This window comes from Streptomyces sp. NPDC042102 (assembly GCF_055582305.1).
In genome coordinates this window covers 254,576-280,362 of sequence record NZ_JBVJDL010000005.1, presented here as the reverse complement: position 1 = coordinate 280,362, position 25,787 = coordinate 254,576, and the positions used below count along the sequence as shown (strand labels likewise).

Annotated in this window: 24 protein-coding genes; 15 read left to right on the top strand and 9 right to left on the bottom strand. The window is 73.5% G+C overall.

The window, feature by feature from the left end:
- Positions 1-19 precede the first annotated feature (19 nt).
- From ACZ6KO_RS23435 to ACZ6KO_RS23390, 10 genes are all read left to right on the top strand, one after another.
- Positions 20-961, top strand: a complete 942-nt coding sequence (locus ACZ6KO_RS23435) for an FKBP-type peptidyl-prolyl cis-trans isomerase (RefSeq protein WP_469305944.1) — start codon at positions 20-22, stop codon at positions 959-961.
- Between the two features lie 72 nt (positions 962-1,033).
- Complete coding sequence (locus tag ACZ6KO_RS23430; protein WP_401448992.1) at positions 1,034-1,414, top strand: FKBP-type peptidyl-prolyl cis-trans isomerase; 381 nt, start codon at positions 1,034-1,036, stop codon at positions 1,412-1,414.
- A 148-nt stretch (positions 1,415-1,562) separates the two neighbouring features.
- Positions 1,563-2,519: a helix-turn-helix transcriptional regulator gene (locus tag ACZ6KO_RS23425; RefSeq protein WP_469305943.1), complete on the top strand. Its 957-nt coding sequence runs from the start codon at positions 1,563-1,565 to the stop codon at positions 2,517-2,519.
- A 17-nt stretch (positions 2,520-2,536) separates the two neighbouring features.
- On the top strand, positions 2,537-3,505 hold the full coding sequence (locus ACZ6KO_RS23420; RefSeq protein ID WP_401448998.1) for a helix-turn-helix transcriptional regulator: 969 nt from the start codon (positions 2,537-2,539) through the stop codon (positions 3,503-3,505).
- 25 nt (positions 3,506-3,530) lie between these two features.
- Positions 3,531-3,776 carry a hypothetical protein gene (locus ACZ6KO_RS23415; RefSeq protein WP_401449001.1) on the top strand — a complete coding sequence of 82 codons (246 nt, stop codon included), beginning with the start codon at positions 3,531-3,533 and terminating at the stop codon, positions 3,774-3,776.
- A gap of 34 nt (positions 3,777-3,810) precedes the next feature.
- Positions 3,811-4,011: a hypothetical protein gene (locus tag ACZ6KO_RS23410; protein WP_401449004.1), complete on the top strand. Its 201-nt coding sequence runs from the start codon at positions 3,811-3,813 to the stop codon at positions 4,009-4,011.
- Between the two features lie 95 nt (positions 4,012-4,106).
- The gene (gene tatA / locus ACZ6KO_RS23405) at positions 4,107-4,403 is read left to right on the top strand and encodes a Sec-independent protein translocase subunit TatA (protein WP_469305942.1); all 297 of its coding nucleotides are present in this window, start codon (positions 4,107-4,109) and stop codon (positions 4,401-4,403) included.
- A gap of 44 nt (positions 4,404-4,447) precedes the next feature.
- Positions 4,448-5,413 carry a twin-arginine translocase subunit TatC gene (gene tatC / locus ACZ6KO_RS23400; protein ID WP_469305941.1) on the top strand — a complete coding sequence of 322 codons (966 nt, stop codon included), beginning with the start codon at positions 4,448-4,450 and terminating at the stop codon, positions 5,411-5,413.
- Between the two features lie 207 nt (positions 5,414-5,620).
- Positions 5,621-8,458 (top strand): DEAD/DEAH box helicase, encoded by a 2,838-nt coding sequence (locus tag ACZ6KO_RS23395; protein WP_469305940.1) that lies wholly within the window; start codon positions 5,621-5,623, stop codon positions 8,456-8,458.
- A 90-nt stretch (positions 8,459-8,548) separates the two neighbouring features.
- Entirely contained in the window at positions 8,549-9,199 is a 651-nt protein-coding gene (locus tag ACZ6KO_RS23390) for a TetR/AcrR family transcriptional regulator (RefSeq protein WP_469305939.1), read from the top strand.
- A gap of 41 nt (positions 9,200-9,240) precedes the next feature.
- Here ACZ6KO_RS23390 and ACZ6KO_RS23385 read toward each other — a convergent pair whose 3' ends face one another.
- Positions 9,241-12,234 carry a hypothetical protein gene (locus ACZ6KO_RS23385; RefSeq protein WP_469305938.1) on the bottom strand — a complete coding sequence of 998 codons (2,994 nt, stop codon included), beginning with the start codon at positions 12,232-12,234 and terminating at the stop codon, positions 9,241-9,243.
- Between the two features lie 112 nt (positions 12,235-12,346).
- Here ACZ6KO_RS23385 and ACZ6KO_RS23380 point away from each other — a divergent pair, with 112 nt between their 5' ends.
- Positions 12,347-12,556, top strand: coding sequence for a hypothetical protein (locus ACZ6KO_RS23380; protein ID WP_469305937.1), 210 nt, complete (start codon positions 12,347-12,349; stop codon positions 12,554-12,556).
- Between the two features lie 44 nt (positions 12,557-12,600).
- On the opposite strand, the gene ACZ6KO_RS23375 is transcribed toward ACZ6KO_RS23380, so the two are convergent.
- From ACZ6KO_RS23375 to ACZ6KO_RS23360, 4 genes are all read right to left on the bottom strand, one after another.
- Positions 12,601-13,551: an RluA family pseudouridine synthase gene (locus ACZ6KO_RS23375; protein ID WP_469305936.1), complete on the bottom strand. Its 951-nt coding sequence runs from the start codon at positions 13,549-13,551 to the stop codon at positions 12,601-12,603.
- A 27-nt stretch (positions 13,552-13,578) separates the two neighbouring features.
- Positions 13,579-15,123 carry a serine hydrolase gene (locus ACZ6KO_RS23370; RefSeq protein ID WP_469305935.1) on the bottom strand — a complete coding sequence of 515 codons (1,545 nt, stop codon included), beginning with the start codon at positions 15,121-15,123 and terminating at the stop codon, positions 13,579-13,581.
- Between the two features lie 473 nt (positions 15,124-15,596).
- A complete protein-coding gene (locus ACZ6KO_RS23365; RefSeq protein WP_469305934.1) occupies positions 15,597-16,382 on the bottom strand; it encodes a siderophore-interacting protein in 786 nt (261 codons plus the stop codon).
- Between the two features lie 91 nt (positions 16,383-16,473).
- Positions 16,474-17,394, bottom strand: coding sequence for a 5'-3' exonuclease (locus tag ACZ6KO_RS23360; protein WP_469305933.1), 921 nt, complete (start codon positions 17,392-17,394; stop codon positions 16,474-16,476).
- A 161-nt stretch (positions 17,395-17,555) separates the two neighbouring features.
- Between ACZ6KO_RS23360 and ACZ6KO_RS23355 the strand changes: the two genes are divergently transcribed.
- Together ACZ6KO_RS23355 and ACZ6KO_RS23350 are read left to right on the top strand one after the other, a co-directional pair.
- On the top strand, positions 17,556-18,191 hold the full coding sequence (locus ACZ6KO_RS23355) for a helix-turn-helix domain-containing protein (protein ID WP_401449030.1): 636 nt from the start codon (positions 17,556-17,558) through the stop codon (positions 18,189-18,191).
- Positions 18,191-18,934: a helical backbone metal receptor gene (locus ACZ6KO_RS23350; RefSeq protein ID WP_469305932.1), complete on the top strand. Its 744-nt coding sequence runs from the start codon at positions 18,191-18,193 to the stop codon at positions 18,932-18,934. The genes ACZ6KO_RS23355 and ACZ6KO_RS23350 overlap by 1 nt, the downstream gene beginning before the upstream one ends.
- Here ACZ6KO_RS23350 and ACZ6KO_RS23345 read toward each other — a convergent pair.
- Positions 18,931-20,106 (bottom strand): TDT family transporter, encoded by a 1,176-nt coding sequence (locus tag ACZ6KO_RS23345; protein WP_469305931.1) that lies wholly within the window; start codon positions 20,104-20,106, stop codon positions 18,931-18,933. The two genes, ACZ6KO_RS23350 and ACZ6KO_RS23345, sit on opposite strands and share 4 nt — an antisense overlap.
- Before the next feature lie 70 nt (positions 20,107-20,176).
- Between ACZ6KO_RS23345 and ACZ6KO_RS23340 the strand changes: the two genes are divergently transcribed.
- Complete coding sequence (locus ACZ6KO_RS23340; RefSeq protein WP_469305930.1) at positions 20,177-21,127, top strand: LysR family transcriptional regulator; 951 nt, start codon at positions 20,177-20,179, stop codon at positions 21,125-21,127.
- A 41-nt stretch (positions 21,128-21,168) separates the two neighbouring features.
- Here ACZ6KO_RS23340 and ACZ6KO_RS23335 read toward each other — a convergent pair whose 3' ends face one another.
- The 3 genes from ACZ6KO_RS23335 to ACZ6KO_RS23325 all read right to left on the bottom strand — a co-directional run bounded on the left by ACZ6KO_RS23335 (position 21,169) and on the right by ACZ6KO_RS23325 (position 24,312).
- Complete coding sequence (locus ACZ6KO_RS23335; RefSeq protein ID WP_469305929.1) at positions 21,169-21,870, bottom strand: gamma-glutamyl-gamma-aminobutyrate hydrolase family protein; 702 nt, start codon at positions 21,868-21,870, stop codon at positions 21,169-21,171.
- A 67-nt stretch (positions 21,871-21,937) separates the two neighbouring features.
- Positions 21,938-23,446, bottom strand: coding sequence for an ethanolamine permease (gene eat / locus ACZ6KO_RS23330; RefSeq protein WP_469305928.1), 1,509 nt, complete (start codon positions 23,444-23,446; stop codon positions 21,938-21,940).
- Positions 23,447-23,565: 119 nt separating this feature from the next.
- Complete coding sequence (locus ACZ6KO_RS23325; protein WP_469305927.1) at positions 23,566-24,312, bottom strand: FadR/GntR family transcriptional regulator; 747 nt, start codon at positions 24,310-24,312, stop codon at positions 23,566-23,568.
- A gap of 106 nt (positions 24,313-24,418) precedes the next feature.
- Between ACZ6KO_RS23325 and ACZ6KO_RS23320 the strand changes: the two genes are divergently transcribed.
- Positions 24,419-25,783 carry a glutamine synthetase family protein gene (locus ACZ6KO_RS23320; protein ID WP_469305926.1) on the top strand — a complete coding sequence of 455 codons (1,365 nt, stop codon included), beginning with the start codon at positions 24,419-24,421 and terminating at the stop codon, positions 25,781-25,783.
- Positions 25,784-25,787: the final 4 nt, after the last annotated feature.

Here is a 25,787-nt window from a genome sequence, read left to right as displayed (position 1 = left end):
TCTGAGATCTGAGGAACACGTGCGCCGACTTGCCGGCCTGCTTGTCGTACCCCTTCTGCTGCTGTCGACAGCGGCCTGTGGCGACGACAAAGGCTCCGACTCCGTCCAGATGAAGAACGGGGTGCCCGCGATCACGAAGGGCGCCAAGTTCGGGGAGAAGCCCGCCCTGTCCCCGGGGAAGGGCGCCCCGCCCAAGGAACTCAAGGTCGAGGTCCTGAGTGCGGGCGACGGTCCGGCCCTGAAGAAGGGTGACGTCGCCCAGGTCAACTACTACGGCCAGGTGTGGGACAGCAAGGAGCCGTTCGACACGAGCTTCGACCGCGGCGCGCTGTTCGACGTCACCGTCGGTGCCGGCATGGTCATCCCGGGCTGGGACAAGGGCCTGGAGGGCCAGAAGGTCGGCAGCCGTGTCGAGCTGGTGATCCCGCCGGACCAGGGTTACGGCGCGCAGGGCTCGGGCGAGAAGATCCCGCCGAACTCCACGCTGGTGTTCGTGGTGGACATCGTCAAGGGTGCGACGATCCCGCCGTCGGCCATCGGCAAGGAGGTCGCGCAGGAGAACAAGGACCTGCCCAAGGTCGGCACCAACGCCGATGGCAAGGAGGTGTCCGTCGCGGTTCCCAAGGACGTGACGCCGCCGGCCAAGCTGGTGTCGAACTACGTCCTGGAGGGCGAGGGCCCGGCGGTGAAGGACTCCGACAAGGTCGTCGTCAAGTTCAACGGCAAGCTGTGGGCCGACGACAAGACCTTCGAGAGCACGTACACCTCCGGTCAGACGGTGACGTGGCCCATGGACCAGCTGTCCGTCAAGGGCCTGAAGGACGGCATCCTCGGCAAGAAGGTCGGCAGCCGTGTCCTGCTGGTCCTGCCGCCCGACCAGGGCTTCGCCGACAAGCAGCAGGGCAACATCCCGGCCAACTCGACGCTGGTGTTCAGCCTCGACATCCTGGCGTTGATGTAAGACTGTCCCGGTTGTTCCCCCCGGCTGCTTCCGGGCGGGACCCCGACGTTCGTGAGTTTGAGGAGCAGTTCCGTGAGCGACAAGCTCGAGAAGCCCGAGATCGACTTCCCGGAGGGCCCGGCCCCCACCGACCTCCTGATCGAGGAGATCTGGGAGGGTGACGGCCCGGAGGCCAAGGCCGGCGCCACGGTCAAGGTCCACTACGTGGGCGTGGCCTTCTCCACCGGCGAGGAGTTCGACGCCTCCTGGAACCGTGGCTCCGCGCTGCAGTTCCAGCTGGGTGCCGGCCAGGTCATCCCGGGCTGGGACCAGGGCATCCAGGGCATGAAGGTCGGCGGCCGCCGCAAGCTGACGATCCCGGCGCACCTGGCGTACGGCGACCGCGGTGCGGGCGGCGGCGTGATCGCTCCGGGTGAGACCCTGATCTTCGTCTGCGACCTGATGGGCGTCTGATCCTTCCGGTCGTGACCGGTGCGGGGCCCCAGCCTTTTCGGCTGGGGCCCCTCGCTTTTGCGGGGGCCCGCCGGGGCGGTACGGTCAACGGTCACGACTGTGTACGTGTCAGACGATGTGTAGGTGTGAGAAGGGCGGACGGGCGTCGATGGCGATTGCCAAGGCCGAGCGGCTGATGAACCTGGCGCTGTGTCTGCTGGGGACCCGCCGGCCGCTCAGCAAGCGTGAGCTGCGTGGTTCCATCGAGGCCTATATGGAGGCCGGCAACGACGAGTCCTTCAACCGGATGTTCGAGCGGGACAAGGACGATCTGCGCGAGCTCGGTCTGGTGATCGAGACGGTGGAGAACCTGGAGGGTGAGACCGGCTACCTCGCCCGCCGCGACAGCAACCGGCTGCCGCCCGTCTCGCTGGACGCCGAGGAGGCCGCGGCCCTGGGCCTGGCGGCCAAGGTGTGGCAGCAGGCGCGGCTCGCGGGTGCGGCCAGCGGGGCCCTGCAGAAGCTGCGGGCCGGCGGCATGCCGGAGGCCGGCGATGCCTACGACGGCCAGCACAGCGCGATCGAGCCGCGCATCCCGGTCCACGAGGCGGCCTTCGAGCCGCTGATGCTGGCCTGCCGGGACCGCCGCCCGGTCACCTTCGACTACCGCAAGTCCAACGCGGCGCGCCCCGAGACGCGCCAGGTGGAGCCGTGGGCGCTGGAGTGCTGGCGCGGCCACTGGTACCTGGCGGGCTTCGACCGTGACCGCGGCGCGGAGCGGGTGTTCCGGCTGTCGCGGATCTGCGGCAAGGTCAAGAGCCGTGCCGGGAGGTACACGGCCGAGGTCCCGGACGTGGTGACCGTACGGGAGACCGTGGCGAGCTGGGCCGGGGAGAGCGCGGACCGCTCGGCGCTGATCCGGCTGCGCGCGGGCGCCGGGTACCCGCTGCGGGCCCGGGCCACGGCGGTGCGCGAGGGCGGGGACGGCTGGGACGAGCTGGAGATCCCGTACGGGCACGGGCTGGACGCCTGGCTGGTGGAGTTCGGGCCGGACGTGGTGGTGGTGGAGCCCGCTGATCTGCGGGCCGACGTGGTCGACCGGCTCCGTGCCGTGGCCAAGGGCTGAGGGGGACGCGTACCAGCATGGCTGCGAACGCCATTGACCAGACCCGCCGGATGCTGTCCCTGGTGACGTATCTGCGCGAGCGCCCCGGGGCGCACATCGCCGATGTGGCGCGTGCCTTCGGGATCACCGAGGACGAGCTGATCTCGGACCTGGACGTGCTGCCGATGTGCGGGACGTCCTTCCGGGGCGGGGACCTGCTCGACATCGACACCGACGGTGAGCGCATCTGGTGGCGCAATCCGGACGCGTCGGGGGAGTCCACGGCGGAGCCGCTGCGGCTGGCCGCCGACGAGGCGACCGCGCTGCTGGTGGCCGCCCGCGCGGTGGCGACGCTGCCGGGGCTGCGCGAGAGCGACCGGGACGCGCTGCTGCGGGCCACCGCGAAGCTGGAGGCGGCCGCGGGCGAGGCGGCCGGGGCGAGCGCGCGGCTGTCGGTGACCTTCGAGTCGGAGGGCGGGGTCTTCGCCGACGTCGACCGGGCGATCTCGGAGCGGCGGCGGCTGTGGCTGCGTTACTACTCGCCGGCCCGGGACGAGCTGACCGAGCGCACGGTCGACCCGATCCGGCTGTTCGCCGTGGGGCACACCTACCTGGAGGGGTGGTGCCACCTCTCCGAGGCGCGGCGCACCTTCCGGCTGGACCGGGTGGCCGAGATCCGGCTGCTGGACGAGCGGGCGGAGCCGCCGGCGATCGAGCCGCGGGACCTGTCCGAGGGGCTGGTGCAGCCGGCCGCCGAGGACCCGGAGGTGGTGGTCGAGGTCGGCCCCGGTGGGCGCTGGGTGGCCGAGTACTACCCGCACGACAGCGCGCGCGAGCTCCCCGACGGCGGTCTTCGGATCACGCTGCGCACCCCGGATCCGGCGAGCCTGCGGCGCCTGGGGCTGAGGCTGGGGCGGGACGGACGGATCGTGGAGCCTCGAGAGCTGGCGGAGAGCGCCCGGCAGGCGGCTCGTGACGCACTCGCGGGGTATGGGGAACAGGACTGAGGGGGATCGCCGAGCGATGTCTGGAATGTCTGCGTTGTCTGGCCGCTCGGGGGGCCGGGGGCCGGTCACCTTCAAGGCGGCCTGTCCTGACTGCCGGGCCCGCTGCGAGCTGGCGGCGGGCGCGTTGCGCCTGGCCATCGGCGGGACCCGGAAGGCCACCTTCTACTCGTTCACCTGCCCCGAGTGCGGCGCGTCGGTCCGCAAACCCGCCGGTGAGCGCATCGTCGAGCTGCTGACCGGCGGTGGGGTGAGCACCCTGCGGAGCGTGTGAGGGCACCCGCTAGGCTCGGGGCATGCTGTGGCCGATGCTCGCGATTGCCCTGGGTTTCACCGGTCTGTCCGTCCTCGGAGTGCTCGCCGTCCGGGTGGGCCTCCAGGCCCGGCGGCTGGCCCGTGAGGTGGACCGTGCCGGGCGCCGGATCTCCGGCGCCGCGGGGGAGCTGGAGCAGGCCGCGGCCGATCTGGCGGCGCAAGCGGGGGTACCCCGGGGGATTGCCGGGCGTTAACCCCTGGGGGTTACGATCCTTGCCAGAGAGCATTCCGGGGCGTCCCGGGCTGCCCGCCACCACACCCAGCCGTTTCGGTGAGAAGGAAGTCACACATGATCGGCAATCTGAAGCCTCTTGAGATCCTCCTGATCATCGCCGTGATCGTGCTGCTGTTCGGCGCCAAGAAGCTCCCCGAGATGGCCCGCTCGCTGGGCAAGTCGGCCCGCATCCTCAAGAGCGAGGCCAAGGCGATGAAGAAGGACGGCGAGGCCGACGCCGCGCCGGCCGCCCCGGTCGCCGACACCACCGCCCCGCAGCAGCAGGCGGCCCCGCGCACCATCCAGGCCGCGCCGGGTGACGTCACCAGCTCCCGGCCCGTCAACGAGCCGAACCGCACCGCCCAGGGCTGATCGCCGGTCACGCCAGTCATCTGCAACGAGACAAGGGACGTGGGTTGCTCAAGTCTGCCCGTAAGCAGGGGAACCAAGGCAAGCAGGAGAAGGACGCCGAAGGGCGGATGCCTCTTGTCGAGCACCTGCGTGAGCTGCGGAACCGCCTGCTGAAGTCGGTACTGGCGATCCTCGTGATCACCGTCATCGCCGCGTACAACTTCCGCCCGATCATCGCGTTCCTGCTGGAGCCGATGCTCAGCTCGGTGGGCTGCCTCGACGGTGTGGTGACCCAGCGCAACGGCCGTCCCTGCGCGGACATGACCGTCAACGGTCTGATCGCGCCGTTCTCCATCGCGCTCAAGGTCGGCCTCATGGCGGGCATCGTGCTGGCGACCCCGATCTGGCTCTACCAGGTCTGGGCCTTCGCCGCCCCCGGCCTGCACCGGCACGAGAAGAAGTACGCGCTGACCTTCGTCGCCGTGGGCGCCCCGCTCTTCCTGTCCGGCGCGGTGCTCGCGTACAAGGTCCTCCCGCAGACCGCGCAGATCCTGCTCGAGTTCACGCCCGACAACGTACGCAACCTGCTCCCGGTCGACGACTACCTCGACCTGGTCACCCGCATGGTGATCGTCTTCGGGCTCGCCTTCGAGCTGCCCCTGCTGCTGGTCCTGCTGAACTTCACCGGGGTGCTCACCGCGAAGCGGCTGGCCGGCTGGTGGCGGGGCTTCGTCCTCGGCATCACGGTCTTCTCGGCCTTCGCCACCCCCACCGGTGACCCGCCGACCATGCTGGCGCTGGCCCTGCCCATCGTGGCCCTCTACTTCATCGCGCTCGGGATCTGCCTGGTCAACGACCGCAGGCGCAAGCGCAGGGACCCGGACGCGGGCCTCGACGACGACGAGGCCTCGCAGCTGGACCTGACCCCGGCCGCGCTCGGCGCGACCGAGGCGGTGGCCGCCCCCGCGGCCCTGCCCGAGCAGGCCGACGGCGACCGCCGCCGGATCAACGGCTACGACGACGCGACCTGAGGTCCGCCGCCCGCCATCCCACCATCCCGCCGCCGGAAGCGGCCGGGGCGCGTACACCGCGCACCGGCCGCTTCTCCGCGTTCCCGGCCGCTCCCACCGGCGTTCCGCGGCCCCCGCCGGGGGTTGTGCGGCCCCCGCCGGGGTCGTGCGGTCCCTGCCGTAAAGGTCGCGCCTGTTGTCACAGGTGGCGGGTAGGCTCAAGTCAAGATGACCGAGGACCTCTCTCCCGCCGAGCGCTACGCCGCTGCCCGGATCCGCGCCGCCGAGGAGGCCACCGCGCTGGCCCCCTTCCGCGAGATGTACGAATTCGGACTGGATCCCTTCCAGATCGAAGCCTGCCAGGCCCTGGAGGCCGGCAAGGGCGTGCTCGTGGCCGCCCCCACCGGATCCGGCAAGACCATCGTCGGCGAATTCGCCGTGCACCTGGCCCTGCGGCAGGGCCGCAAGTGCTTCTACACCACGCCCATCAAGGCCCTGTCGAACCAGAAGTACGCCGACCTCGTCAAGCGCTACGGCGCCGACAAGGTGGGCCTGCTGACCGGTGACAACAGCGTCAACTCCGAGGCGCCGGTGGTCGTGATGACCACCGAGGTGCTCCGCAACATGCTCTACGCGGGCTCCCAGTCGCTCCTCGGCCTCGGCTACGTCGTGATGGACGAGGTGCACTACCTCTCCGACCGGTTCCGCGGTGCCGTCTGGGAGGAAGTGATCATCCACCTCCCCGAGTCGGTGACCCTGGTCTCCCTGTCGGCCACCGTCTCCAACGCGGAGGAGTTCGGTGACTGGCTGGACACCGTGCGTGGCGACACCGAAGTGATCGTCTCCGAGGAGCGGCCCGTCCCGCTGTGGCAGCACGTCATGGCCGGCCGCCGGATCTACGACCTCTTCGAGGAGGAGAGCGACCACGGCGGCCGCGGCTCCGCCCGCCGCGAGGTCAACCCCGACCTGCTGCGCATGGCCCGCGAGGAGAACAGCCGGACGTACAACCCGCGCGACCGGCGCCGCGGCAAGATGGTCCGCGAGGCCGACCGCGAGCGCGAGCGCCGCTCCCGGGGCCGGATCTGGACCCCGGGCCGCCCCGAGGTCATCGAGCGCCTCGACAACGAGGGCCTGCTCCCGGCCATCACCTTCATCTTCAGCCGGGCCGGCTGCGAGGCCGCCGTCCAGCAGTGCCTGTACGCCGGGCTGCGCCTGAACAACGAGGAGGCGCGCCTGACGGTGCGCGGCATCGTCGAGGAGCGCACGGCCGCCATCCCGGCCGAGGACCTGCACGTGCTCGGCTACTACGAGTGGCTGGAGGGCCTGGAGCGGGGCATCGCCGCGCACCACGCCGGCATGCTGCCGACCTTCAAGGAGGTCGTGGAGGAGCTCTTCGTGCGCGGCCTGGTCAAGGCCGTCTTCGCCACCGAGACCCTGGCGCTGGGCATCAACATGCCCGCGCGCACGGTGATCCTGGAGAAGCTCGTCAAGTGGAACGGCGAGCAGCACGCCGACATCACCCCCGGCGAGTACACCCAGCTCACCGGCCGTGCCGGGCGGCGCGGCATCGACGTCGAGGGCCACGCGGTGGTGCTGTGGCAGCGCGCCATGGACCCGGGCGCGCTCGCGGGTCTGGCCGGCACGCGCACGTACCCGCTGCGCTCCAGCTTCAAGCCGTCGTACAACATGGCGGTCAACCTGGTGCAGCAGTTCGGCCGGCACCGCTCGCGCGAGCTGCTGGAGACCTCCTTCGCCCAGTTCCAGGCGGACCGCTCGGTCGTCGGGATCTCCCGCCAGGTCCAGCGCAACGAGGAGGGCCTGACCGGCTACCGCGAGGGCATGACCTGCCACCTGGGCGACTTCGAGGAGTACGCGCGGCTGCGCCGCGACCTGAAGGACCGCGAGACGGAGCTGGCCAAGCAGGGCGCGTCCCAGCGCCGGGCGCAGGCGGCGAGCTCGCTGGAGCGGCTCAAGCCGGGCGACGTCATCCACGTGCCCACCGGCAAGTTCGCCGGACTGGCCCTGGTCCTGGATCCGGGCGTGCCGGGCGGGCGGGTCAACGGGCACCGCGGCCACGAGTACCACGAGGGCCCGCGCCCGCTGGTGCTGACCGTCGAGCGGCAGGTCAAGCGGCTCGCCGCGATCGACTTCCCCGTCCCGGTGGAGCCGCTCGAGCGGATGCGGATCCCCAAGTCCTTCAACCCGCGCTCGCCGCAGTCCCGCCGGGACCTGGCGTCCGCGCTGCGCACCAAGGCCGGGCACATCGTGCCCGACCGGCACCGGCCCGGCCGGGCGGCGGCCGCCGACGACCGCGAGATCGCCAGGCTGCGCGCCGAGCTGCGCCAGCACCCCTGCCACGGCTGCGACGAGCGCGAGGACCACGCCCGCTGGGCGGAGCGCTACCACCGCCTCCAGCGCGACACCAAGCAGCTGGAGCGGCGGATCGAGGGCCGCACGAACACCATCGCCCGCACCTTCGACCGGATCCACGCGCTGCTGACCGAGCTGGACTACCTGCGCGAGGACGAGGTCACCGAGCACGGCAGGCGGCTCGCCCGCCTGTACGGCGAACTCGACCTGCTGGCCTCCGAGTGCCTGCGGGCGGGCGTCTGGGAGGGCCTGAACCCGGCCGAGCTCGCCGCCTGCGTCTCGGCGCTGGTCTTCGAGGCCCGCCAGGCCGACGACGCGGTGGCGCCGAAGGTGCCCGGCGGCGCGGCGAAGGCGGCGCTCGGCGAGATGGTCCACATCTGGGGCCGGCTCGACGCGCTGGAGGAGGAGCACCGGATCAACCAGACGGAGGGCGTGGGCCAGCGCGAGCCGGACCTCGGCTTCGCGTGGGCGGCCTACCAGTGGGCCTCCGACAAGAGCCTGGACGAGGTGCTGCGCGAGGCGGAGATGCCGGCCGGCGACTTCGTGCGCTGGTGCAAGCAGGTCATCGACGTGCTCGGACAGATCGCGGCGGCCGCTCCGGCGGGCGGTGAGAGCGGCTCCACGGTGGCCCGTAACGCACGCAAGGCCGTGGACGCGCTGTTGCGGGGTGTAGTGGCCTACAGCTCGGTCGGATAGCCGTTTTTGGGCCTTCCTCCGAAGGAGACCGTGGCCGGATCTCATCTCTTGCCATGATCGATTCTCGGCCTGCTGTGCGACGATCGGCGCATGAACGGGCCAGGTAGACGGGTCGGACGCCCGCGCGCCGACGGGCACAGACAGCAGAGCGGGCGTCCGCCGCGCGAGGAACTCCTCTGCGCGGCGGCGGAGTTGTTCGCCGATCGCGGGTACGCGGCCACCACCACCCGGGCGGTGGCCGAACGGGCGGGAATGCGCCAGGCCACGATGTACCACTACTTCGGCGGCAAGGAACAACTCCTCGCCGAACTCCTGGAGTCCACGGTCGCCCCCTCGCTGGCCCTGGCGCGGCGGCTGCTCGCCGACCCCGGGCGCCCGCCCGAGGCGCGGCTGTGGGAGCTGTGCCGCTCGGACGTCCATCTGCTGTGCTCCGGCCCGTACAACCTCGGCGGGCTCTACCTGTTGCCCGAGGTCGCCGGTGAGCGCTTCGCCCGCTTCCGCCGGATGCGCGGCGAACTGAAGGACGCCTACCGCACGTTGCTGGCGGGCACCTCGGCCGCCGCCGAACTGGCCGGCAATCCGGCCGGGTTGTCGCTGCGCACCGACCTGGTCTTCGGGCTGATCGAGGGCGTGATGCTGATCCACCGCTCGGACCCGCACCGCCCGGTGGAGGCCTTCGCGCAGGCCACGGCGGACGCGGCCCTGCGCATCGCGGGCATCCGGCGCCACCGGGCGCCGTAGCGGGTCATCTGGCGCCGCAGCGGGTCATCGGGCGGGGGCCCTCAGTTGTTCTGGTACCTCTCCCAGCCGTTCCACGGGCCGGGCTCGAACGTGGGGCCGTCCCCGCCGCCGAGGTGGCGGCGGGGCGCCGGTACGGTGCGCGGCGCGTCGAGGTCCTGCCACGTCCACGGCCGGGCGGGCGAGCCGTCCGTCTCCAGACCGTAGGGCGACCGGCGGCGCGGCGGGTCCGCGTCCTGGTGCTCCGGGGCCGGCGCGGGGGCCGCCCGGGCGACGCGGTCGGCGGCCGCCGTCTCGCCCGCCTCGCGCAGGGACCGCAGGAGCCGGTCCAGGTAGTCGGTCCCGAACCGCGCCAGGACGTCGCTGCGGGAGGCCTTGTCGATCAGGCGCTCGGCCAGGTCGTCCTGCCCCACTTCCCGCAGCAGAAGCAGCAGCCCCGCGACGTCCGGCTCCAGGTCCAACGACCCGGGCATGCTGATGCCCGTGTCCATCGTCCAGCCGGGACGGGCCGTGTCGACGGCGCGCCGGGACAGCTCCGCGACCTCGTCCGTCCGGCCCAGGGAGCGCAGGGTGCGGAGCAGGAAGCCGAGTGCGACCACCTCGCCGACGAAGGCCTCCCGTGCCGCGCGCCCGGCGAGTTCCGGCACCAGCGCCTGTCTGCCCAGCAGCGGCAGCTGCTCGATGAGGTAGGCCGCGTACCCCGTGTCGGTCAGGTCGACCTCGGCAGCGGTGCGGTCGATCAGCCGGCCCGCGGGCCCGTCCTGTCCCAGCCGCCGCAGGGCCCACAGGAGCATCACCACACCGTGGGCCCGTCCGGCGACGGCGTGTTCCACGGGGTCGCGCGCCAGCAGATCGCGTACGCAGTCGGCCAGTCCGGCGGCCGCCAGCTGGTCCAGGAGCGCCCCGACCTCGGCGGGGTCGGTCAGCTCCACCGCCGGTACGGCCCGCACGGCCAGGCGCCGGGCCGCCGACGGCATCCCCGCACCCCGCACGTAGCGCATCAGCTCGGCGACCGCCCCCGGGGCGTCGACGTCCGCCGAGGCCACGACACGGTCGGCGAGAGCGGCCGCCACCTCGCCCTGGTCCGCCGCCCGCAGCTCCTCGACCAGGAGCATCACCACGACAGGCTCGGCCGTCCGCACCCGCCCGGCCATCTCCCGGGCCCAGCCGGCGAGTTCCGCCGGAGGGCGGCCGGTGGCCAGCCGGATGCGCAAGCGCAGCCGGGCGAAGTCGGGGCAGCCCGGGTCGGCGCCCGGCAGGGCGCGGTCGGCCAGGGCGGCCGCCGACGCGGTGAGTCCGGCTTCCAGGAACAGGTCCAGGACCTCGCCCAGCTCGTCGGAGTCGGTGACGTCCAGCGCGGCGGCGGCTCTTTCGGCGAGTCGGGCAGCGGCCCCGTCATCGCCGTACTCGCGCACCTCCCGGAACAACGCGGCGGCGGACCGCGGTGCGTCCAGGCCGGCGTGCTCCGCGAGCCACCGCGCCACGTCCTGGTCGTCGCATGCCTCGCTGGGCGCGACGAAGAACAGGTTGAGCCCTGCGTGGAGGCTCCCGGCCATCGTCGCGCGCCGCAGCAGCAGCACCGCCTGCTTGACGAAGTCGCCGTTCTGCGCGGCGAGGGAGAGCAGGTTCAGGTCGTCCGGGTCCCGGGTGTGCCGCGTCAGGGCGTCCCAGAGCGCGGGGGAGGCCTGCGGTACCGCCCGCCGGGCGCGCAGGGCCTGGTGGAGGTAGTCGGCCGGTTCGTACGCCGGTTCCGTGCCGGCCGCGGACCGGACGGCCACCAGCGCGGTCAGGGTGTGGCGGATGTCGGTACGCCGGCCGTCCGGGCGCACGCCCGCGGTGAGGGCGTCCAGGGCGGCCCGCGCCCAGTCGGCGTCGGCGGGCCGCAGCCGTGGGGCCAGGGCGGCGTCGGCGGCCTCGGCCAGCAGGGCCCGCGGGATCGCCGTACGGTGGCCGAGCTCCCGCGCGACCACGGCCGCGGTGACCAGCGCGTGCTCCGCGTGCGTGAAGTGGCCGCCGGGGCCCATCAGATAGGCGTCCAGCAGCTCCGGGCCCCCGCTGAGGTGCTGGACGACCTTGCCGTCGGCGGCCCCGGCCCGGACCGCGTCCGCCATCCGGGTGTCGCCCGTGGACCGCGCCAGCTCCTCCCACCGGCCGGACTCGGCGCCCGTCAGCTCACCGGGGACGGCGATCCTGCGGGTGACCGGGGCCTGGAGCAGCGCGCGGACCTGGCTGTGCGGATCCCCGGCCACCGCGGGCCGGACCAGCTCCTCCCAGTACGGCTCCGTCCACAGTGTGCCGGCCGCGATGATCCCGGTACGGGTGAGCAGCAGTCGGCGCAGGGCGGCGGCCGCTTCCTCGGCCCGGCCCCCGTAGAAGAAGCGCTGCGCCTCGTTGAGCCACAGCACACCGCCGGGGCCGAGGCCCGGTCCGTCCGCCTCCAGCAGGTCCATCAGGTCGGCGGTGTGCGCGGGGCGCCACAGCGGGTGGCCCGGCGCCAGGCGGGCCAGGGCCTCGAACAGGGCGCGGGTCTTCCCCGTGGAGGAGCCACCGGTGAGCACGACCAGCACGGACGCCGTGCCGTCCAGGGCCGGCCGCAGGCTCCGCTCCAGCTCGTCGTCGTGGGGCCGGCGCAGGTACGGGGTGAGGAAGGGGATCCGCGGCGGGTCGTCCGCGGCGGCCCCGCGGGGCAGGAGCGCCGGGTGCACCTCCAGCAGCCGGGGGCCCGACTCCGAGACGGTGGCGGTCCGGTCGGGTACGGCGGCCTGACCGGGGCGGCCCTCCGCGCGCGACAACAGCTCCCGGAGGCGGTCGAGGCCGGCCGCGTCGATGCGCAGGGCCCCGGCGAGGGCGGCCACCGTGCGCCACGTCGGGACGGGGTTGCCGGGGTTGAGGGCCTGGCTGATCGTCGTCAGCCCCACCGGCGTCCCCGCGGTGTCCGTTCTGGCCTTCAGGTCCTTGCGCGCGAGCCCCGAGCGCCCCTTCGCCTCGTTCAGCACGTCCCGCAGCGCGGCCAGCGCCTCCTCGGCGGTCTCCGGCATGCACCCTCCCCCACGCACCCGTTCAGTGTGTTCATTTTCGTCCGCCGAACCCCGCCGTACGCGGAACTCGCCATCTTCGTCCCGTCGAGAACGAACCCACGGAGGTACCGAGATGTCTGTTTCCGTCGTCGTCGCGCTGACCCTGCTGGTCGCCGGGGCCGTGCTCCTGCCGGCCGTCCTCACCGCGATCGGCGCGGCGCTGCTCGCCCGGGCGGGCGGCGCCGCGCCGGCCGCCGTACTGATGCGGGCGGGCATCGCGTTCGGTGCGACGCTCACCCTGACCGTCCTGATCGCGGACACGCTGATCGGCCTGCTGCGCTGAGCGGGCGGGGGAGCGGGCGAGGGAGGAGGACCGCAGGGGCCGGGCTACGCCGCCCAGCCCGGGTAGTCGTACCAGGCCCGGAGCCTCAGCCCGCTCTCGAAGCGGTGTGCGGCTCCGGTGACCGGGTCGGTGAAGGACAGGGTGCGGGCGAGGAGTTGCAGGGGGCGGCGGTAGTCGTCCGGGGCCGGGTCGGTGAGCTCGGGGTAGACCGGGTCGCCGAGGATCGGCAGGCCCAGGCTGTTCATGTGGACGCGCAGCTGGTGGGTGCGGCCGGTGTGCGGGGTGAGGCGGTAGCGGCCCAGGCGGTCGGTGTGGTCGAGGAGTTCGATGCGGCTCTCGGCGTTCGGCTCGCCCGGGATCTCGGCGGCCGCCACCACCCCGCGGACCTTCTCGATCCGGCTGCGGACCGTACGCGGCAGGGTGGCGGCCAGGGCCGGGTCGTGGGCGGCGATCGCCTCGTACTCCTTGTGCACCCGCCGCGCCTGGAAGAGGAGCTGGTACGCGCCGCGGTCCTCGGGGCGGACGCTGAACATCACCAGACCGGCGGTGAGCCGGTCCAGGCGGTGTGCGGGGGAGAGCTCGGGCAGCTCCAGCTCGTGGCGCAGCCGGGCGAGAGCGGTCTGGGTGACGTGACTGCCGCGCGGGGTGGTGGCCAGGAAGTGCGGTTTGTCGACGACGAGGAGGTGCTCGTCGCGGTGCACGACCCGGATCGGGAACGGCACGGGGGTCTCGGGCGCCGGGTCGCGGTGGAACCAGAGGGAGCCGCCCGGCTCGTACGGGTCCCCGGCGCGCACCGCCCGGCCGTCGGAGGCGTACACCCGGCCGTCCGCGAGCAGCCGCGCGATCGCCTCCGCCCCGGCGCCGCCCGCGTAGTGGGCCGTCAGGAACGCGCCGACGGTGCTGTACGAGGCCTGCGGCGGCTGGCGCAGCCGGATGGGGTCGATGCCGTCGCGCTGCGGCAGGGGCGGGGTGGGTCGGGGGGTACGGCGTCTCATCGAGGCCAAGGGTAGGGCCCGGCGGCGTCAGGAGGTGCGGGTGAAGGTGCCGAGGCGGTTGGTGTCCAGGTACTCGATGCGGACCGTGCCGTCCTTGAAGAACACCCCGGTGCGGCCGACGGCGTTCTCGCCGGTGGTCTCGAAGCTGAAGGTGTCGCCGTCGTAGTGGGCCAGGGGGAAGCGCAGCGGCTTCGGGCCGAGGGCGAGGGTGAGCGCGCCGTCGTCGGCGGTGACCGTCAGCGGGCCGTAGTACGGGTTGGCGTAGGTCCCGGTGTAGGCGTCGGCGGCGCGGGCCGGCCGGGCGCCGGCGGGCGGGTGGGCGTAGTCGGTGGGGGAGCGGGCCGCCCGGTCCTGCTGGGCGTAGAGCCCGGCGGCCAGGGTCAGCCAGTCCGTGGTGGGCCTGCCGTGTTCGGCCGTGTCGAAGAAGTCCAGGGCGACAGCGTCGGCCAGGCCGACGGGCCGGCCGTTGGTGAGGACGACGATGCCGAGCTGTTCGAGGGGGAGCATCGTGACGTTGGTGTTGGCGCCGAGGTCGAAGGCGCCGGAATGGCTCAGGCGCAGGCGGCCGGCGTCGTCGTAGGAGACGTTCCAGCCGAGTCCGTAGAAGCCGGCGCGGGCGGTGGGGGTGGCGGGCGGCTGCGAGACGATCTCGGGGACGTGGGTCCGTGCGAGGGGCGCGGCGCCGATGATCCGCCGGCCGTCGAGCTCGCCGTCGGCGAGCTGGAGCCGCAGCCAGCGGGCGAGGTCGCGGGCGGTGGAACTGGTCCCGCCGGCCGGGGCCTGGGCGTCGGGGACACGGGCGGGGCCGGGCGCCCAGCTGCCGTCGGCGCGCCGGACGTGGGTGACGGCGCGGTCGGACCGGTCGGCGTACGCCTGGTAGGTGGTGGCGGTACGGGTCATGCCGGCGGGTTTGTAGAGGGTGTCCTGGCTGAGCTTCTCCCAGGTGGTGCCGCGGGCGCGGGCGACGGCCTCGGCGGCGGCGGTCAGGCCGAAGTTGGTGTAGGCGTAACTGGCGCGGAAGGGGTCCAGGGGTTCGAGGCGGAGGTGGTCGAGGATGTACGCCTGGTCGTAGCCGAGGTCCTCGAGCAGGTCGCCGGCGTGGTCGGGCAGGCCGCTGCGGTGCGAGAAGAGGTCGGCGGTGGTGACGTGGGCGCTGACCCAGGGGTCCTTCAGGGCGAACCCGGGGAGGTCGGTGCGGCGGTCCCAGCCGGCGGCGTCGGTGAGGGTGCCGGCGACGACGGTGGAGGCCACGGGCTTGGAGAGGGAGGCGATCTGGAAGACGGTGTCGGGGCCGACGGCCGCGGTCCGGCCGGCCTCACGTACGCCGTAGCCCTTGAGGTGGACGACCTTGTCCCGGTGCACCACGGCGACGGCGACCCCGGGGACGCCGGTGCGGCGCATCGCGTCGGCGACGGTGGCGTCGAGGCGGCCGAGCGCGGTCCGCACAGCCTCGGCGGTGATCTGGGGGCGCGGGGGCGGCGGCGGGCCGGGCGCGGCGGCCGCCGGTCCGGCGGCGAGGGTGACGACAAGGCCGACGGTGGCCGCGACCACCGGCGCGCGCGGCATACGCATGGGCCCATTGTCACGCGGGCCGCGCGTTTGCGCTGGGCGCGGCGGAACGGTCGCGGCCGGCTCCGGCCGGCCCGGCGGGCTGCGTCTGCGTGGTTGTGCGGGCCGTGGGCGTCTGCGGGCCCGGTGGGCGGGTGCGTCCCGCGCTGCGCGCGGGCCGGGGTTCCCGCCCGCACCACCCGTGCGGGTCGTCGGTCGGGTGCGGGTGGCCCCGGCGGGGGCGGGGCGCCGTCGGCGGCTGCGGCCGCGTATGTCAGCCCGCGCGGCGTTTGAGCGCAACGGGGGTCCGGGGCGGAGCCCCGGGTTCGGGAAGGGGCGGGGTGGGGAAAAGCCCCGCAGGGCCGGGGCCGGGGAGGGCCAGGCTGGCCGGGAAGGCCCCGGGGGCTCGGCGCCACGTGAGGTCAGGGACCGGTGCACCGTGGGTCCGGGACCGGGGCGGTCCGAGGGCCCCGGGGCTCGGGGGCGCAGCTCCCGGGTCAGGACTCCTGTTCGGCCTCTACGCGGGCGTTCCAGTCCCGCTTGATCGCCCGCCAGCCCTCGTCCGTCTCGCCCAGCCGCCAGTAGCCCGAGATCGACAGCCGCTCGCGCGGCACCTGGTGCTCCAGGCGCAGGAAGCGGCGGAGGTCCTTCACGAAGCCGGCCTCGCCGTGGACGAAGGCGTGGACGTCGTCCGAGGGGAACGCGAGCGAGGTCACCGCCTCGACCAGGGCCTCGCCGACCGGGCGGGGCCCGCGATGGACCCATACGGGGGTGATCCCGTCCGGGGTCGCGATCTTCTGCTCGTCGTCCGGACCGTCGACCTCGACGAAGGCGTACACGTCGGCACCCGCCGGCATCCGCTCCATCGCCGCGCCGATCGCCGGCAGCGCCGACTCGTCGCCCACCAGAAGGTGCCAGCCAGCCGCCGGGTCCGGGGCGTACCCGCCGCCGGGGCCCAGGAAGTACACCCGCTCGCCGGGCCGGGCGCGGGCCGCCCAGGGGCCGGCCAGGCCCTCGTCGCCGTGCACGACGAAGTCGATCGTCAGCTCCAGGTGCGCCGGGTCCCACAGCCGTACCGTGTACGCCCGCTGCCGCGGCCACTGCTCCCGCGGGAACGTGGCCCGGATCTGCTCCAGGTCCCACGGCAGCGGATAGGAGACGCCTTCCGGCGCGAAGAGCAGTTTCACGTAGTGGTCGGTGAACTCGCCCGCGCCGAAGCCGGCCAGCCCGTCACCGCCCAGCACGATCCGCACCATGTGCGGCGTGAGCCGCTCGGTGCGCATGACGATTGCGGTTCCGACTGTACGGGCGCGTCCTTCGGCCACGGCGTATCCCCTGACTCCCCTGAAACTTAGGTTAGCCTAAGCTAGCACGTCAGGCGCGAAGTGACCCGCTGAGACGGGAAACCGCTCCTCCCAGACCCCACCGTTGGGCGAGCGCGTCCACCATTTCGGGGTGCGCCGGCGCACCCGGCAGCGCGGGGTCGAACGCCGGGAGCGGCACGTCGGAGGCCACCCGCACCACCTTCGGCGCCACCGCCAGATACGGCCGGGACTCGTCCAGCCGCTTGCGCTGCGTGGGGGTCAGCTTCGACTTCGGGTCGTCGACCGCCGCCATGATCCCGGCCAGGTCCCCGTACGCGTCCAGCAGCTTCGCCGCCGTCTTCTCGCCGATGCCCGGTACGCCGGGCAGCCCGTCGCTCGGGTCCCCGCGCAGCAGCGCCAGGTCCGCGTACCCCGGCCCGTCCACGCCGTACTTCTCCCGCAGCAGCGCCTCGTCGGTCACCTGGAGCGTGCCCACACCCTTGAGCGGGTACAGCACCCGCCGCCGCCGGGCGTCGTCCACCAGCTGGTAGAGGTCGCGGTCCCCGGTGACGATGTCCACCGGGCCGCTCGCCCGCGCCGTCAGCGTGCCGATGACGTCGTCCGCCTCGTACCCCGCCACCCCCACCCGCGCGATCCCGAAGGCGTCCAGCGCCGCCTCGATGACCGGCACCTGCGGGGCCAGGGTGTCCGGGATCTCCTCCTCGTCGGGCCCGGCCGCCGTCTCCACGGCGACCCGGTGCGCCTTGTACGAGGGGATCAGGTCCACCCGCCACTGCGGCCGCCAGTCGGCGTCCATGCACGCCACGAGGTCGTCGGGGCGGTGGTCCTGCACCAGCCGGGCGATGAAGTCGAGCAGCCCGCGCACGGCGTTGACCGGGGTCCCGTCGGGGGCCCGTACGGAGTCCGGGACCCCGAAGTACGCGCGGAAATAGAGGGAGGCGGTGTCGAGGAGCATCAGACGTCGGGTCACGCCCCGATCATGCCGTACGCCACGGACAGTGACCGGAGCGCCACTGGAGTTCACCGGCGGCGTAGCGCGGTCGCCCCGTGCGCGCGAAATGCCGGGCGAATGCTGCGTAAGGTGCTTACAGCACACCGATGTGCGACGGACAAGGGGAGGGCAGCCCCGCCATGGACGACAAGGAAAAGGAAAAGGACGCCAGGGATCCGCTCCGGGTGGGCGTGGCCGTGCGCAAGCGGCGCCGCGCGCTCCAGCTCACCCTCGCCGCCGTGTCGGCGCGCAGCGGACTGTCGGTTCCTTTCCTGAGCCAGATAGAGAACGAACGGGCCCGGCCCAGCATGCGCTCCCTGGAGCGGGTCGCCGACGCGCTGGAGACCACGGCCGTCGAGCTGCTGGAGGCGTCCGACACCGCGCGCACGGTGGACCTCGTCCGGGCCGCGGAGGACTTCGGACCCGGTGCGGAGCGTCCCGAGGGCGGCGAGCGCCCCGAGGGCGCCGTACCGGTGCCGGGCGTGCGTCCCCTCGTCCGCGGGCACCACCAGCTGCACGCCCTGGAGTTCACCGGGGACCAGGACGCCGGCCGCGAGTACCAGCACCGCAACGACGAGCTGATGTACGTGGTCTCCGGCGCCTGCCAGGTGGAGGCGGAGGGCCGGGCCTACCGGCTGGAGCGCGGTGACGCGCTGTTCCTCTCCGGCGGGGTGCGCCATCGCTGGCGGGCCGCCACCGAGGACACCCGGATCCTGGTCGTCGGGGTCGCCGACCACATCCACGCGACCGCCGAGCCGCCCTCGCCGGGCCACTGATGTCCGTACGCCGCGTCGTCTCGCTGGTGCCGTCGCTGACCGAGGCGGTGGCGGCGAGCGCACCACCGGGGACGCTGGCCGGGGTGACCGACTGGTGCACGCACCCGGCCGGGCTGGACGCCGTATGCGTCGGCGGCACCAAGAACCCGGACGTGGAGCGGATCGTGGCCCTGCGGCCCGATCTGGTGATCGCCAACGAGGAGGAGAACCGGGCCCCGGACCTGGCGGCGCTGCGGGCGGCCGGGCTGCCGGTGCTGGTGACCGAGATCCGCGACCTGCCCCAGGCGCTGCGCGAGCTGGACCGGCTGCTGACCGGCGCCCTGGGGCTGCCCCGGCCGGGCTGGCTGGCGGACGCGGAGGCCGCGTGGGCGCGGGTGGAACCGGTGGGCGCGTGGCGGGCGTTCGTGCCGGTGTGGCGGCGGCCGTGGATGGTGCTGGGCCGGAACACCTTCGCCGGGGACCTGCTGGCCCGGCTGGGCGTGGTCAACGCGTACGGGTGCCATCCCGAGCGGTATCCGAAGGTGCCGGCGGCGGAGCTGGCCGCCTCGGGCTGCGACCTGGTCGTGCTGCCCGACGAGCCGTACCGCTTCACCGCGCAGGACGGGCCCGAGGCCTTCCCCGGGATTCCCGCGGCCCTGGTCAGCGGCCGCCACCTGACCTGGTACGGGCCCTCGCTCGCCGAAGCGCCCGCAGTGCTGGCGAACGCACTGCGGGCGGCGGGTTCCACCAGGCCTGGCCGCTAGCGAGCGGCGGCGGCCTGGGCGGGCCGGGGGCCCGTGAGGAGGCTGCCGTCGGCCAGGCCGCGCAGGGTGTGGACGGCGGCGGCCAGCCAGGCCAGGACGAGGGCGGCGAACAGGGCGGCCGCCAGCCAGTCGAAGGCCGCGAGGCCGGTGTGCCGGGCCAGGCCCTCGGCGCCGGTGACACAGGTGCCCAGGGGGAAGGTGAAGGCCCACCAGGTCATCGCGAAGCCCATGCCGGACCGGGCGGCGCGGACCACCATCGCCACGGCCAGCGCCAGCCACAGCAGCGCGAAGCCCATGACGGGGACGCCGTAGACGACGGCGAAGGCGGCGAAGGCATCGGCGTGGTGGGGGCCGATCGCCAGCGGGGCCTGGTCGGCGAGCTGACCCACGGCGGTGACGGACTGGCCCATGGGGCCGAGCACCAGGAACAGGGTCGGGGTCAGCGCCAGGGGCAGGGGCCCGCCGACGATCAGCCGGCCGAGGATCAGCGGCAGCACGAGCAGGGTGGCCAGCAGGCTGATCCCGAACATCGCGTAGCAGCCCAGCAGCATGGCCTCGCGGGCCTGGCCGGCGGGCAGGTGGGGGATCAGCAGCGGGCCGAGCGCGGCGGAGACCATGGGGGCGACCAGGGGCAGCAGCCACACGGGGCTGGCCTGGGAGGGCTCGACCTTATGGCGTACGACCATCAGGTACGGGACGGTGACGGCGGCGGCCAGGCCCAGGGCGGTGCCGGCGGTGAACAGGACGGCGTCCACGGCGACGGCGGCGCTCTCGCCGATGACCTCCTTGCCGATGATCATCGTGCCGCCGCCGACGGCGAGCAGGGCCATCGCCAGACAGCCGTAGAAGGGGGCGACGGCCGGGTCGAGGAGGTGGGCGCGGGCCTGGTCGCGGTGGTGCAGCCAGTGCCCGGCGCGGGCGGTGAGCACGACGGCCAGGGCCAGGGCCGACAGGGCCCAGATCACCCGGCAGGCGACGTGCAGGCCGGGTATGGCGTACGGGAAGGCCGCGCCGGCGTTCGCGATGATCGCCGTACCCATGACGCAGGCGTACCAGTTCGGGCCGATGTGGCGCAGGGCCGGCAGTCGGCGCCGGGAGGGGACCTGCGCGCCGCCGGCGGGGGTGGTGCCGGGGCGGGAGGTCTGGGGGCGGGGTTGCATGACGGTGGCCATGTCCTCACCCTCGCGCGGGGCGGGAGCGGGCGGCAGACGTCCCCTTCCTATGAGGTCATAAACTGACGTTATGAGTAGCGCGCACCTTCCCCCGCACGACCCCCGGACTCCCGCGGCCCCGCTCTCCCACCGGGTCCCGGACCTGGGCGCCTTGGAGCTGCTGCTGGCGGTGGCCCGGCTCGGCAGCCTGGGGGCCGCGGCCCGCGAGCTGGGCATCACCCAGCCGGCGGCGAGCAGCCGGATCCGGGCGATGGAGGTACGGCTGGGCGTGGCGCTCGTGGACCGGTCGCCGCGCGGCTCCCGGCTGACCGAGCAGGGCGCGCTGGTCACGGACTGGGCGCGGCGGATCGTGGAGGCGGCGGAGGCGTTCGACGCCGGGGCGCAGGCGCTGCGCGGACGGCGCGACTCGCGGCTGCGGGTGGCGGCGAGCATGACGATCGCGGAGTACCTGCTGCCGGGCTGGCTGATCGCGCTGCGCACGGCCCGGCCCGACACGGCGGTGTCGCTGCTGGCGGGCAACTCGGCACTGGTCGCCGAGCGGGTGCTGGCGCACGAGGCGGACCTGGGGTTCGTGGAGGGCGTCACCGTGCCGGACGGGCTGGGGTCGGTGGTGATCGCACAGGACCGCCTGGTGGTGGTGGTCGCCCCGGGGCACCCGTGGGCCCGGCGGTCGGCGCCGGTGCCGGCGGGGGAGCTGGCGGGCACGGCGCTGATCCTGCGGGAGCGGGGGTCGGGCACGCGGCAGGTGCTGGACGCGGGGCTGGCGGCGTACGGGGGTGCGGCGGCGCCGCTGCTGGAACTGGCCTCCACGACCGCGGTGAAGGCGGCCGCCGTGAGCGGGGCGGGGCCGTGCGTGCTGTCGGAACTGGCGCTGGTCGACGAGCTCGCCGCCCGGCGCCTGGTCGAGGTGCCGGTCGCCGACGCGGTGCTGCGCCGTGAGCTGCGGGCGGTGTGGCCCGCCGGCACCCGCCCGGCGGGCCCGGCCCGCGACCTGCTGTCGCTGACCCGCTCGACGCCCTGACGCCGGCCCGGCCGCCGTACGGCGGCCGGGGGTGGGGCCGGTCAGCCCACCGCGACCGTGGTGTGGGCCGCCTCGACCAGGGAGGCCATCACGCGGGTGTCCTTGTCGCGCTCCGGGTGCCACTGGACCCCCAGGACCCACTGGTCGCCGCCGGGGAGTTCGACCGCCTCCACGGTGCCGTCGGCGGCGTGGGCCGAGACGACCAGGCCGCGGCCGAGCCGGTCCACGCACTGGTGGTGGTACGTCGGGACCTGCGCCTCCTCCGGCACCAGCGCGGCGTACCGGGTGCCCGGCACCGGGCGGACCGGGTGCCAGGACATCACGCCCGGCGCCTCGGCGTGCCCGTCGATGTGCTGGACCAGCGTGCCGCCGAGCGCGACGTTCAGTGCCTGCATCCCGCGGCAGATCCCCAGCACCGGTACGCCGTGCTCCAGCGCCGCCCCGATCAGCGCCAGTTCCCACGTGTCCCGTACCGTCGCCGCAGCGCCGGTGCGGGGGTCGCGCGGGGCGCCGTACCGCACCGGATCGACGTCCGGGCCGCCCGCGACGACCAGGCCGTCCACCCGGCTCAGCACCTCCGCCGCCGACTCCGGTTCGTCCGGCGGGAGCAGCATGGCCGCACCGCCCGCCGCCTGCACCAGCTCGTGGTAGCCGGTCGGGGTGAGGACCGTGGGGACGTCCCACACGCCGTAGCGGGTGGACTCCTCCACGTAGGTGGTGATGCCGATGAGCGGCCTGGGCACGGTGCTTACCTCCGGGGAAGGGGTGAGGAGACGGGCGACGGCGACGGGGCGACCGGGCGACGGGGCCTCAGTCGCGGGACAGTTCGGCCTCGGCCGCGGCCAGGGCCGCGAACTCCTCCTCCGGCGCCGAGGCCACCAGACGGTGCCGACTGTAGATCGCGAAATAGGCCAGGGCGGCCGCGTACACGGCCAGTGCGATGAATGCCGCGTCCTTGTCCACCAGGAAGGTGGCGACCAGGGCCGACAGGGCGAGGAGGAAGGCGGCCGTCGATGTGGCGATGCCACCCGGCGTGCGGTAGGGGCGCGCCAGGTGCGGCTCCCGGCGGCGCAGGACGATGTGCGAGAGGGCCATCAGCGCGTACGAGATGGTCGCGCCGAAGACGGCGATGTTGAGCATCCGCGCCCCGTTGCCGGTGGCCGCGGCGAGCGCGAAGCCGATCGCCCCGGGGATCACCAGGCCCAGGTACGGCGCCTTGCGGCTGCTGGTCAGCGACAGGAACCGGGGCAGGTAGCCGGCCCGGGAGAGCGCGAAGAGCTGGCGCGAGCCGGCGTAGATCAGGGAGAAGAAGGAGGCGACGAGTCCGGCCAGGCCCGCGTAGTTGACGAACCGGCTCAGCGCGGTCGGCCCGTCGTCCCCCTCCAGGGCGACGACGAGCGGGTTCCCGGCGGCCTTGATGGCGTCCGAGCCCTGCGCGCCGGTCGCCGCGAAGAAGGTGACGAGGGCGAGCAGCGCGAGGATGCCCATGGAGATCGCGAGCGCCCTGGGCATGGAGCGGACCGGGTCCTTGGCCTCCTCGGCGGCCAGCGGCACGCCCTCGACACCGAGGAAGAACCACATGGCGAAGGGGAACGCCGCCCAGATCCCGAGGACGCCGAAGGGCAGCCACGAGCTCGCGCCGAACGCGGTCGCGTCGACCGCGATGTCGTCCAGCCTGCCTGCGTCGAACTCGGTGAACGCGCCCACCGCGAAGATCAGCAGGGCCGCCACGGCGATGGCGGTGACGATGAGGCTGAAGCGCAGCGCCTCGCCGACGCCCCACAGGTGCACACCGATGAAGACGACGAAGCAGCCGAGGTAGACCGGCCAGCTGGAGGTGAGGCCGAACAGGCCCAGCGACTCGACGTAGTCGCCGATGAAGATGACGATCGCGGCCGGGGCCAGGATGTACTCGATCAGGATGGCGGTGCCGGTCAGGAAGCCGCCCCAGGGGCCCAGCGCGCGCCGCGCGAAGCCGTAGCCGCCGCCCGCGGTGGGCAGGATGGTGGACAGCTCGGCGAGCGAGAACACCAGGCAGGCGTACATGGCGCCCATGAGCACGGTGGCGATGGCGAGACCGCCGAAGCCGCCCTTGTCCAGGCCCACGTTCCAGCCGGAGAAGTCGCCGGAGACCACGTAGGCCACGCCGAGACCGGTGAGCAGGAGCCAGCCGGCGCTGCCCCGGCGCAGCGTGCGGCGCTCCAGGTAGTCCGCTCCCGCGTCCTTTGCGGCGCCCGTGTCCTTTTTGCCGGTGCCGACGCCGGCACCGGCGGGCGGTGTGGGTGCGGATACGGGCACGGGTGCGATGTCGTCGGCCATGTGCGCTCCTGCCTCGGGTACTTCAGGGCAATGGTTTTGAGGCGTACCTTTGCCGTACCGGAGTGGAGCGCGCAAGACCCGTGCGTTAAACGGTGGTAACAAATGTCTCCCCGGCCCCTTCAGGCCAGGAAGCCCCGCAGCAGCGCGGCCGTCCCGCAGCAGTGCTCGCGCATCACCGCGCGCGCCGCCTCGGCGTCGCGCGCCAGGACCGCCTCCACCAGCGCGGTGTGCTGCTGCTGGGAGTGCTCCAGGTTGCGCACCAGTAGCGGGATGCAGTCCAGCAGGTCGTTGACGGTCGCGCGGACCGCCGCGTACTGGGCCGTCAGCGTGGCCGAGCCCGCCAGCTCGCAGAGGGTGAGGTGGAAGAGCGTGTCCTGGCGGCGGTAGTCGGCGAGCTGCGCGTCATGGGTGGCGGCGAGCGCGCCCGTCAGCCGCTCGGCCTGCTCCCCGGTCAGTCCCCGCGTCGCGCACAGCTCGGCCGCGCCGGTCTCCAGCACCTCGCGGAAGCGCAGGACGTCCTCGATGTCCACCCCCGCGACCCGCCGGCGCAGCTCCTCCTCGGCGCCGCCCGCCGGGGTGTCGGGGCGGGGCAGCACAAACGTTCCGCCGTACCGGCCCCGCCGGGCCTCGACCAGCCCCTGGTCCTGGAGCACCTTCAGCACCTCGCGCAGCGTGACCCGGCTGATCCCCATCCGCTCGGCCAGCTCGCGTTCGGGCGGCAGCCGCTCGCCGCCGGGCACCAGGCCCAGCCGTACCACCTGCAGGATCTGCTCCAGCGCCTCCTCGAAACCGCTGCCCGCCCGCACCTGGCGCAGGACGGGATTCAGCCGCGCGACCGCGCCGTTCTCGCTCGCCGTGCCGGTCATGACGCTCCTCCCCTTCTCCGTGCTCCGAATCTTCCCGAAGCCCTTCCCAAGCAATGGTTCTGTTCAATACCTTAGGCGTTCTCGGCTCACCGAAGGAGAGAATCCCGTGGTAGACCGCAAGCCGCCGCTCGCGCCCGAGGAGCTCCGTGCCCTCGTCGCGAGCGGTGAGATCGACACAGTCGTCCTGGCCTTCCCCGACATGCAGGGGCGGCTCCAGGGCAAGCGGTTCGCCGCACAGTTCTTCCTGGACGAGGTGCTCTCCCACGGCACCGAGGGCTGCAACTACCTCCTCGCCGTCGACACCGACATGAACACCGTCGACGGGTACGAGATGTCCTCCTGGGAGCGGGGCTACGGCGACTTCGCCATGCACGCCGACCCCGCCACCCTGCGCCGCGTCCCATGGAACGACGGCACCGCGATGGTCCTGGCCGACCTCGCCTGGCACGACGGCAGCCCCGTCGTCGCCGCCCCCCGCCAGATCCTGCGCCGCCAGCTGGAACGCCTCGCCGAGCACGGCTTCACCGCCCAGGTCGGCACCGAGCTGGAGTTCATGGTCTTCCAGGACACCTACGAGCAGGCCTGGAACGCGAACTACCGCGGCCTGACCCCCGCCAACCAGTACAACATCGACTACTCGGTCCTCGGTACGGGCCGGATCGAGCCCCTGCTGCGCCGCATCCGCAACGAGATGCAGGCCGCCGGCCTCACCGTCGAGTCCGCCAAGGGCGAGTGCAACCTCGGGCAGCACGAGATCGCCTTCCGGTACGACGAGGCCCTGGTCACCTGCGACCAGCACGCCATCTACAAGACCGGCGCCAAGGAGATCGCCAGCCAGGAAGGCGTCTCGCTCACCTTCATGGCCAAGTACGACCAGCGCGAAGGCAACTCCTGCCACATCCACCTCTCGCTCACCGATGCCGACGGGCGCAACGCGATGGCCGGGGACGGGCCGGGCGGCATGTCGGAGACGATGCGCCACTTCCTGGCCGGCCAGCTCGCCGCGCTGCGCGACTTCTCCCTTCTCTACGCCCCCAACGTCAATTCGTACAAGCGTTTCCAGCCGGGATCCTTCGCGCCCACCGCCGTCGCCTGGGGCGTGGACAACCGCACCTGCGCCCTGCGCGTCGTCGGCCACGGCCGCTCCATGCGCTTCGAGAACCGCCTCCCCGGCGGCGACGTCAACCCCTACCTCGCCGTCGCCGGCCTGGTCGCGGCCGGGCTCTACGGCATCGAGAACCGGCTGGAACTGCCCGAACCCTGTGCGGGCAACGCCTACACCGCCGACTTCGCCCACGTCCCCGCCACCCTGCGGGACGCCGCCGAGCTGTGGGAGAACAGCGAGATCGCCAAGGCCGCCTTCGGACCCGAGGTGGTCGCCCACTACCGCAACATGGCCCGCGTCGAACTCGACGCCTACGACTCCGCGGTGACCGACTGGGAACTGCGCCGCTCCTTCGAACGTCTGTGAGGAA

Bases quoted from the DNA above. Each gene is read 5' to 3' on its own strand.
- ACZ6KO_RS23425 (WP_469305943.1), top strand. From the start codon at position 1,563: ATGGCGATTGCCAAGGCCGAGCGGCTGATGAACCTGGCGCTGTGTCTG.
- ACZ6KO_RS23420 (WP_401448998.1), top strand. From the start codon at position 2,537: ATGGCTGCGAACGCCATTGACCAGACCCGCCGGATGCTGTCCCTGGTG.
- ACZ6KO_RS23415 (WP_401449001.1), top strand. From the start codon at position 3,531: ATGTCTGCGTTGTCTGGCCGCTCGGGGGGCCGGGGGCCGGTCACCTTC.
- ACZ6KO_RS23410 (WP_401449004.1), top strand. From the start codon at position 3,811: ATGCTCGCGATTGCCCTGGGTTTCACCGGTCTGTCCGTCCTCGGAGTG.
- tatA (WP_469305942.1), top strand. From the start codon at position 4,107: ATGATCGGCAATCTGAAGCCTCTTGAGATCCTCCTGATCATCGCCGTG.
- ACZ6KO_RS23395 (WP_469305940.1), top strand. From the start codon at position 5,621: ATGACCGAGGACCTCTCTCCCGCCGAGCGCTACGCCGCTGCCCGGATC.
- ACZ6KO_RS23390 (WP_469305939.1), top strand. From the start codon at position 8,549: ATGAACGGGCCAGGTAGACGGGTCGGACGCCCGCGCGCCGACGGGCAC.
- ACZ6KO_RS23385 (WP_469305938.1), bottom strand. From the start codon at position 12,234: ATGCCGGAGACCGCCGAGGAGGCGCTGGCCGCGCTGCGGGACGTGCTG.
- ACZ6KO_RS23380 (WP_469305937.1), top strand. From the start codon at position 12,347: ATGTCTGTTTCCGTCGTCGTCGCGCTGACCCTGCTGGTCGCCGGGGCC.
- ACZ6KO_RS23375 (WP_469305936.1), bottom strand. From the start codon at position 13,551: ATGAGACGCCGTACCCCCCGACCCACCCCGCCCCTGCCGCAGCGCGAC.
- ACZ6KO_RS23370 (WP_469305935.1), bottom strand. From the start codon at position 15,123: ATGCGTATGCCGCGCGCGCCGGTGGTCGCGGCCACCGTCGGCCTTGTC.
- ACZ6KO_RS23365 (WP_469305934.1), bottom strand. From the start codon at position 16,382: ATGCGCACCGAGCGGCTCACGCCGCACATGGTGCGGATCGTGCTGGGC.
- ACZ6KO_RS23355 (WP_401449030.1), top strand. From the start codon at position 17,556: ATGGACGACAAGGAAAAGGAAAAGGACGCCAGGGATCCGCTCCGGGTG.
- ACZ6KO_RS23350 (WP_469305932.1), top strand. From the start codon at position 18,191: ATGTCCGTACGCCGCGTCGTCTCGCTGGTGCCGTCGCTGACCGAGGCG.
- ACZ6KO_RS23345 (WP_469305931.1), bottom strand. From the start codon at position 20,106: ATGGCCACCGTCATGCAACCCCGCCCCCAGACCTCCCGCCCCGGCACC.
- ACZ6KO_RS23340 (WP_469305930.1), top strand. From the start codon at position 20,177: ATGAGTAGCGCGCACCTTCCCCCGCACGACCCCCGGACTCCCGCGGCC.
- eat (WP_469305928.1), bottom strand. From the start codon at position 23,446: ATGGCCGACGACATCGCACCCGTGCCCGTATCCGCACCCACACCGCCC.
- ACZ6KO_RS23325 (WP_469305927.1), bottom strand. From the start codon at position 24,312: ATGACCGGCACGGCGAGCGAGAACGGCGCGGTCGCGCGGCTGAATCCC.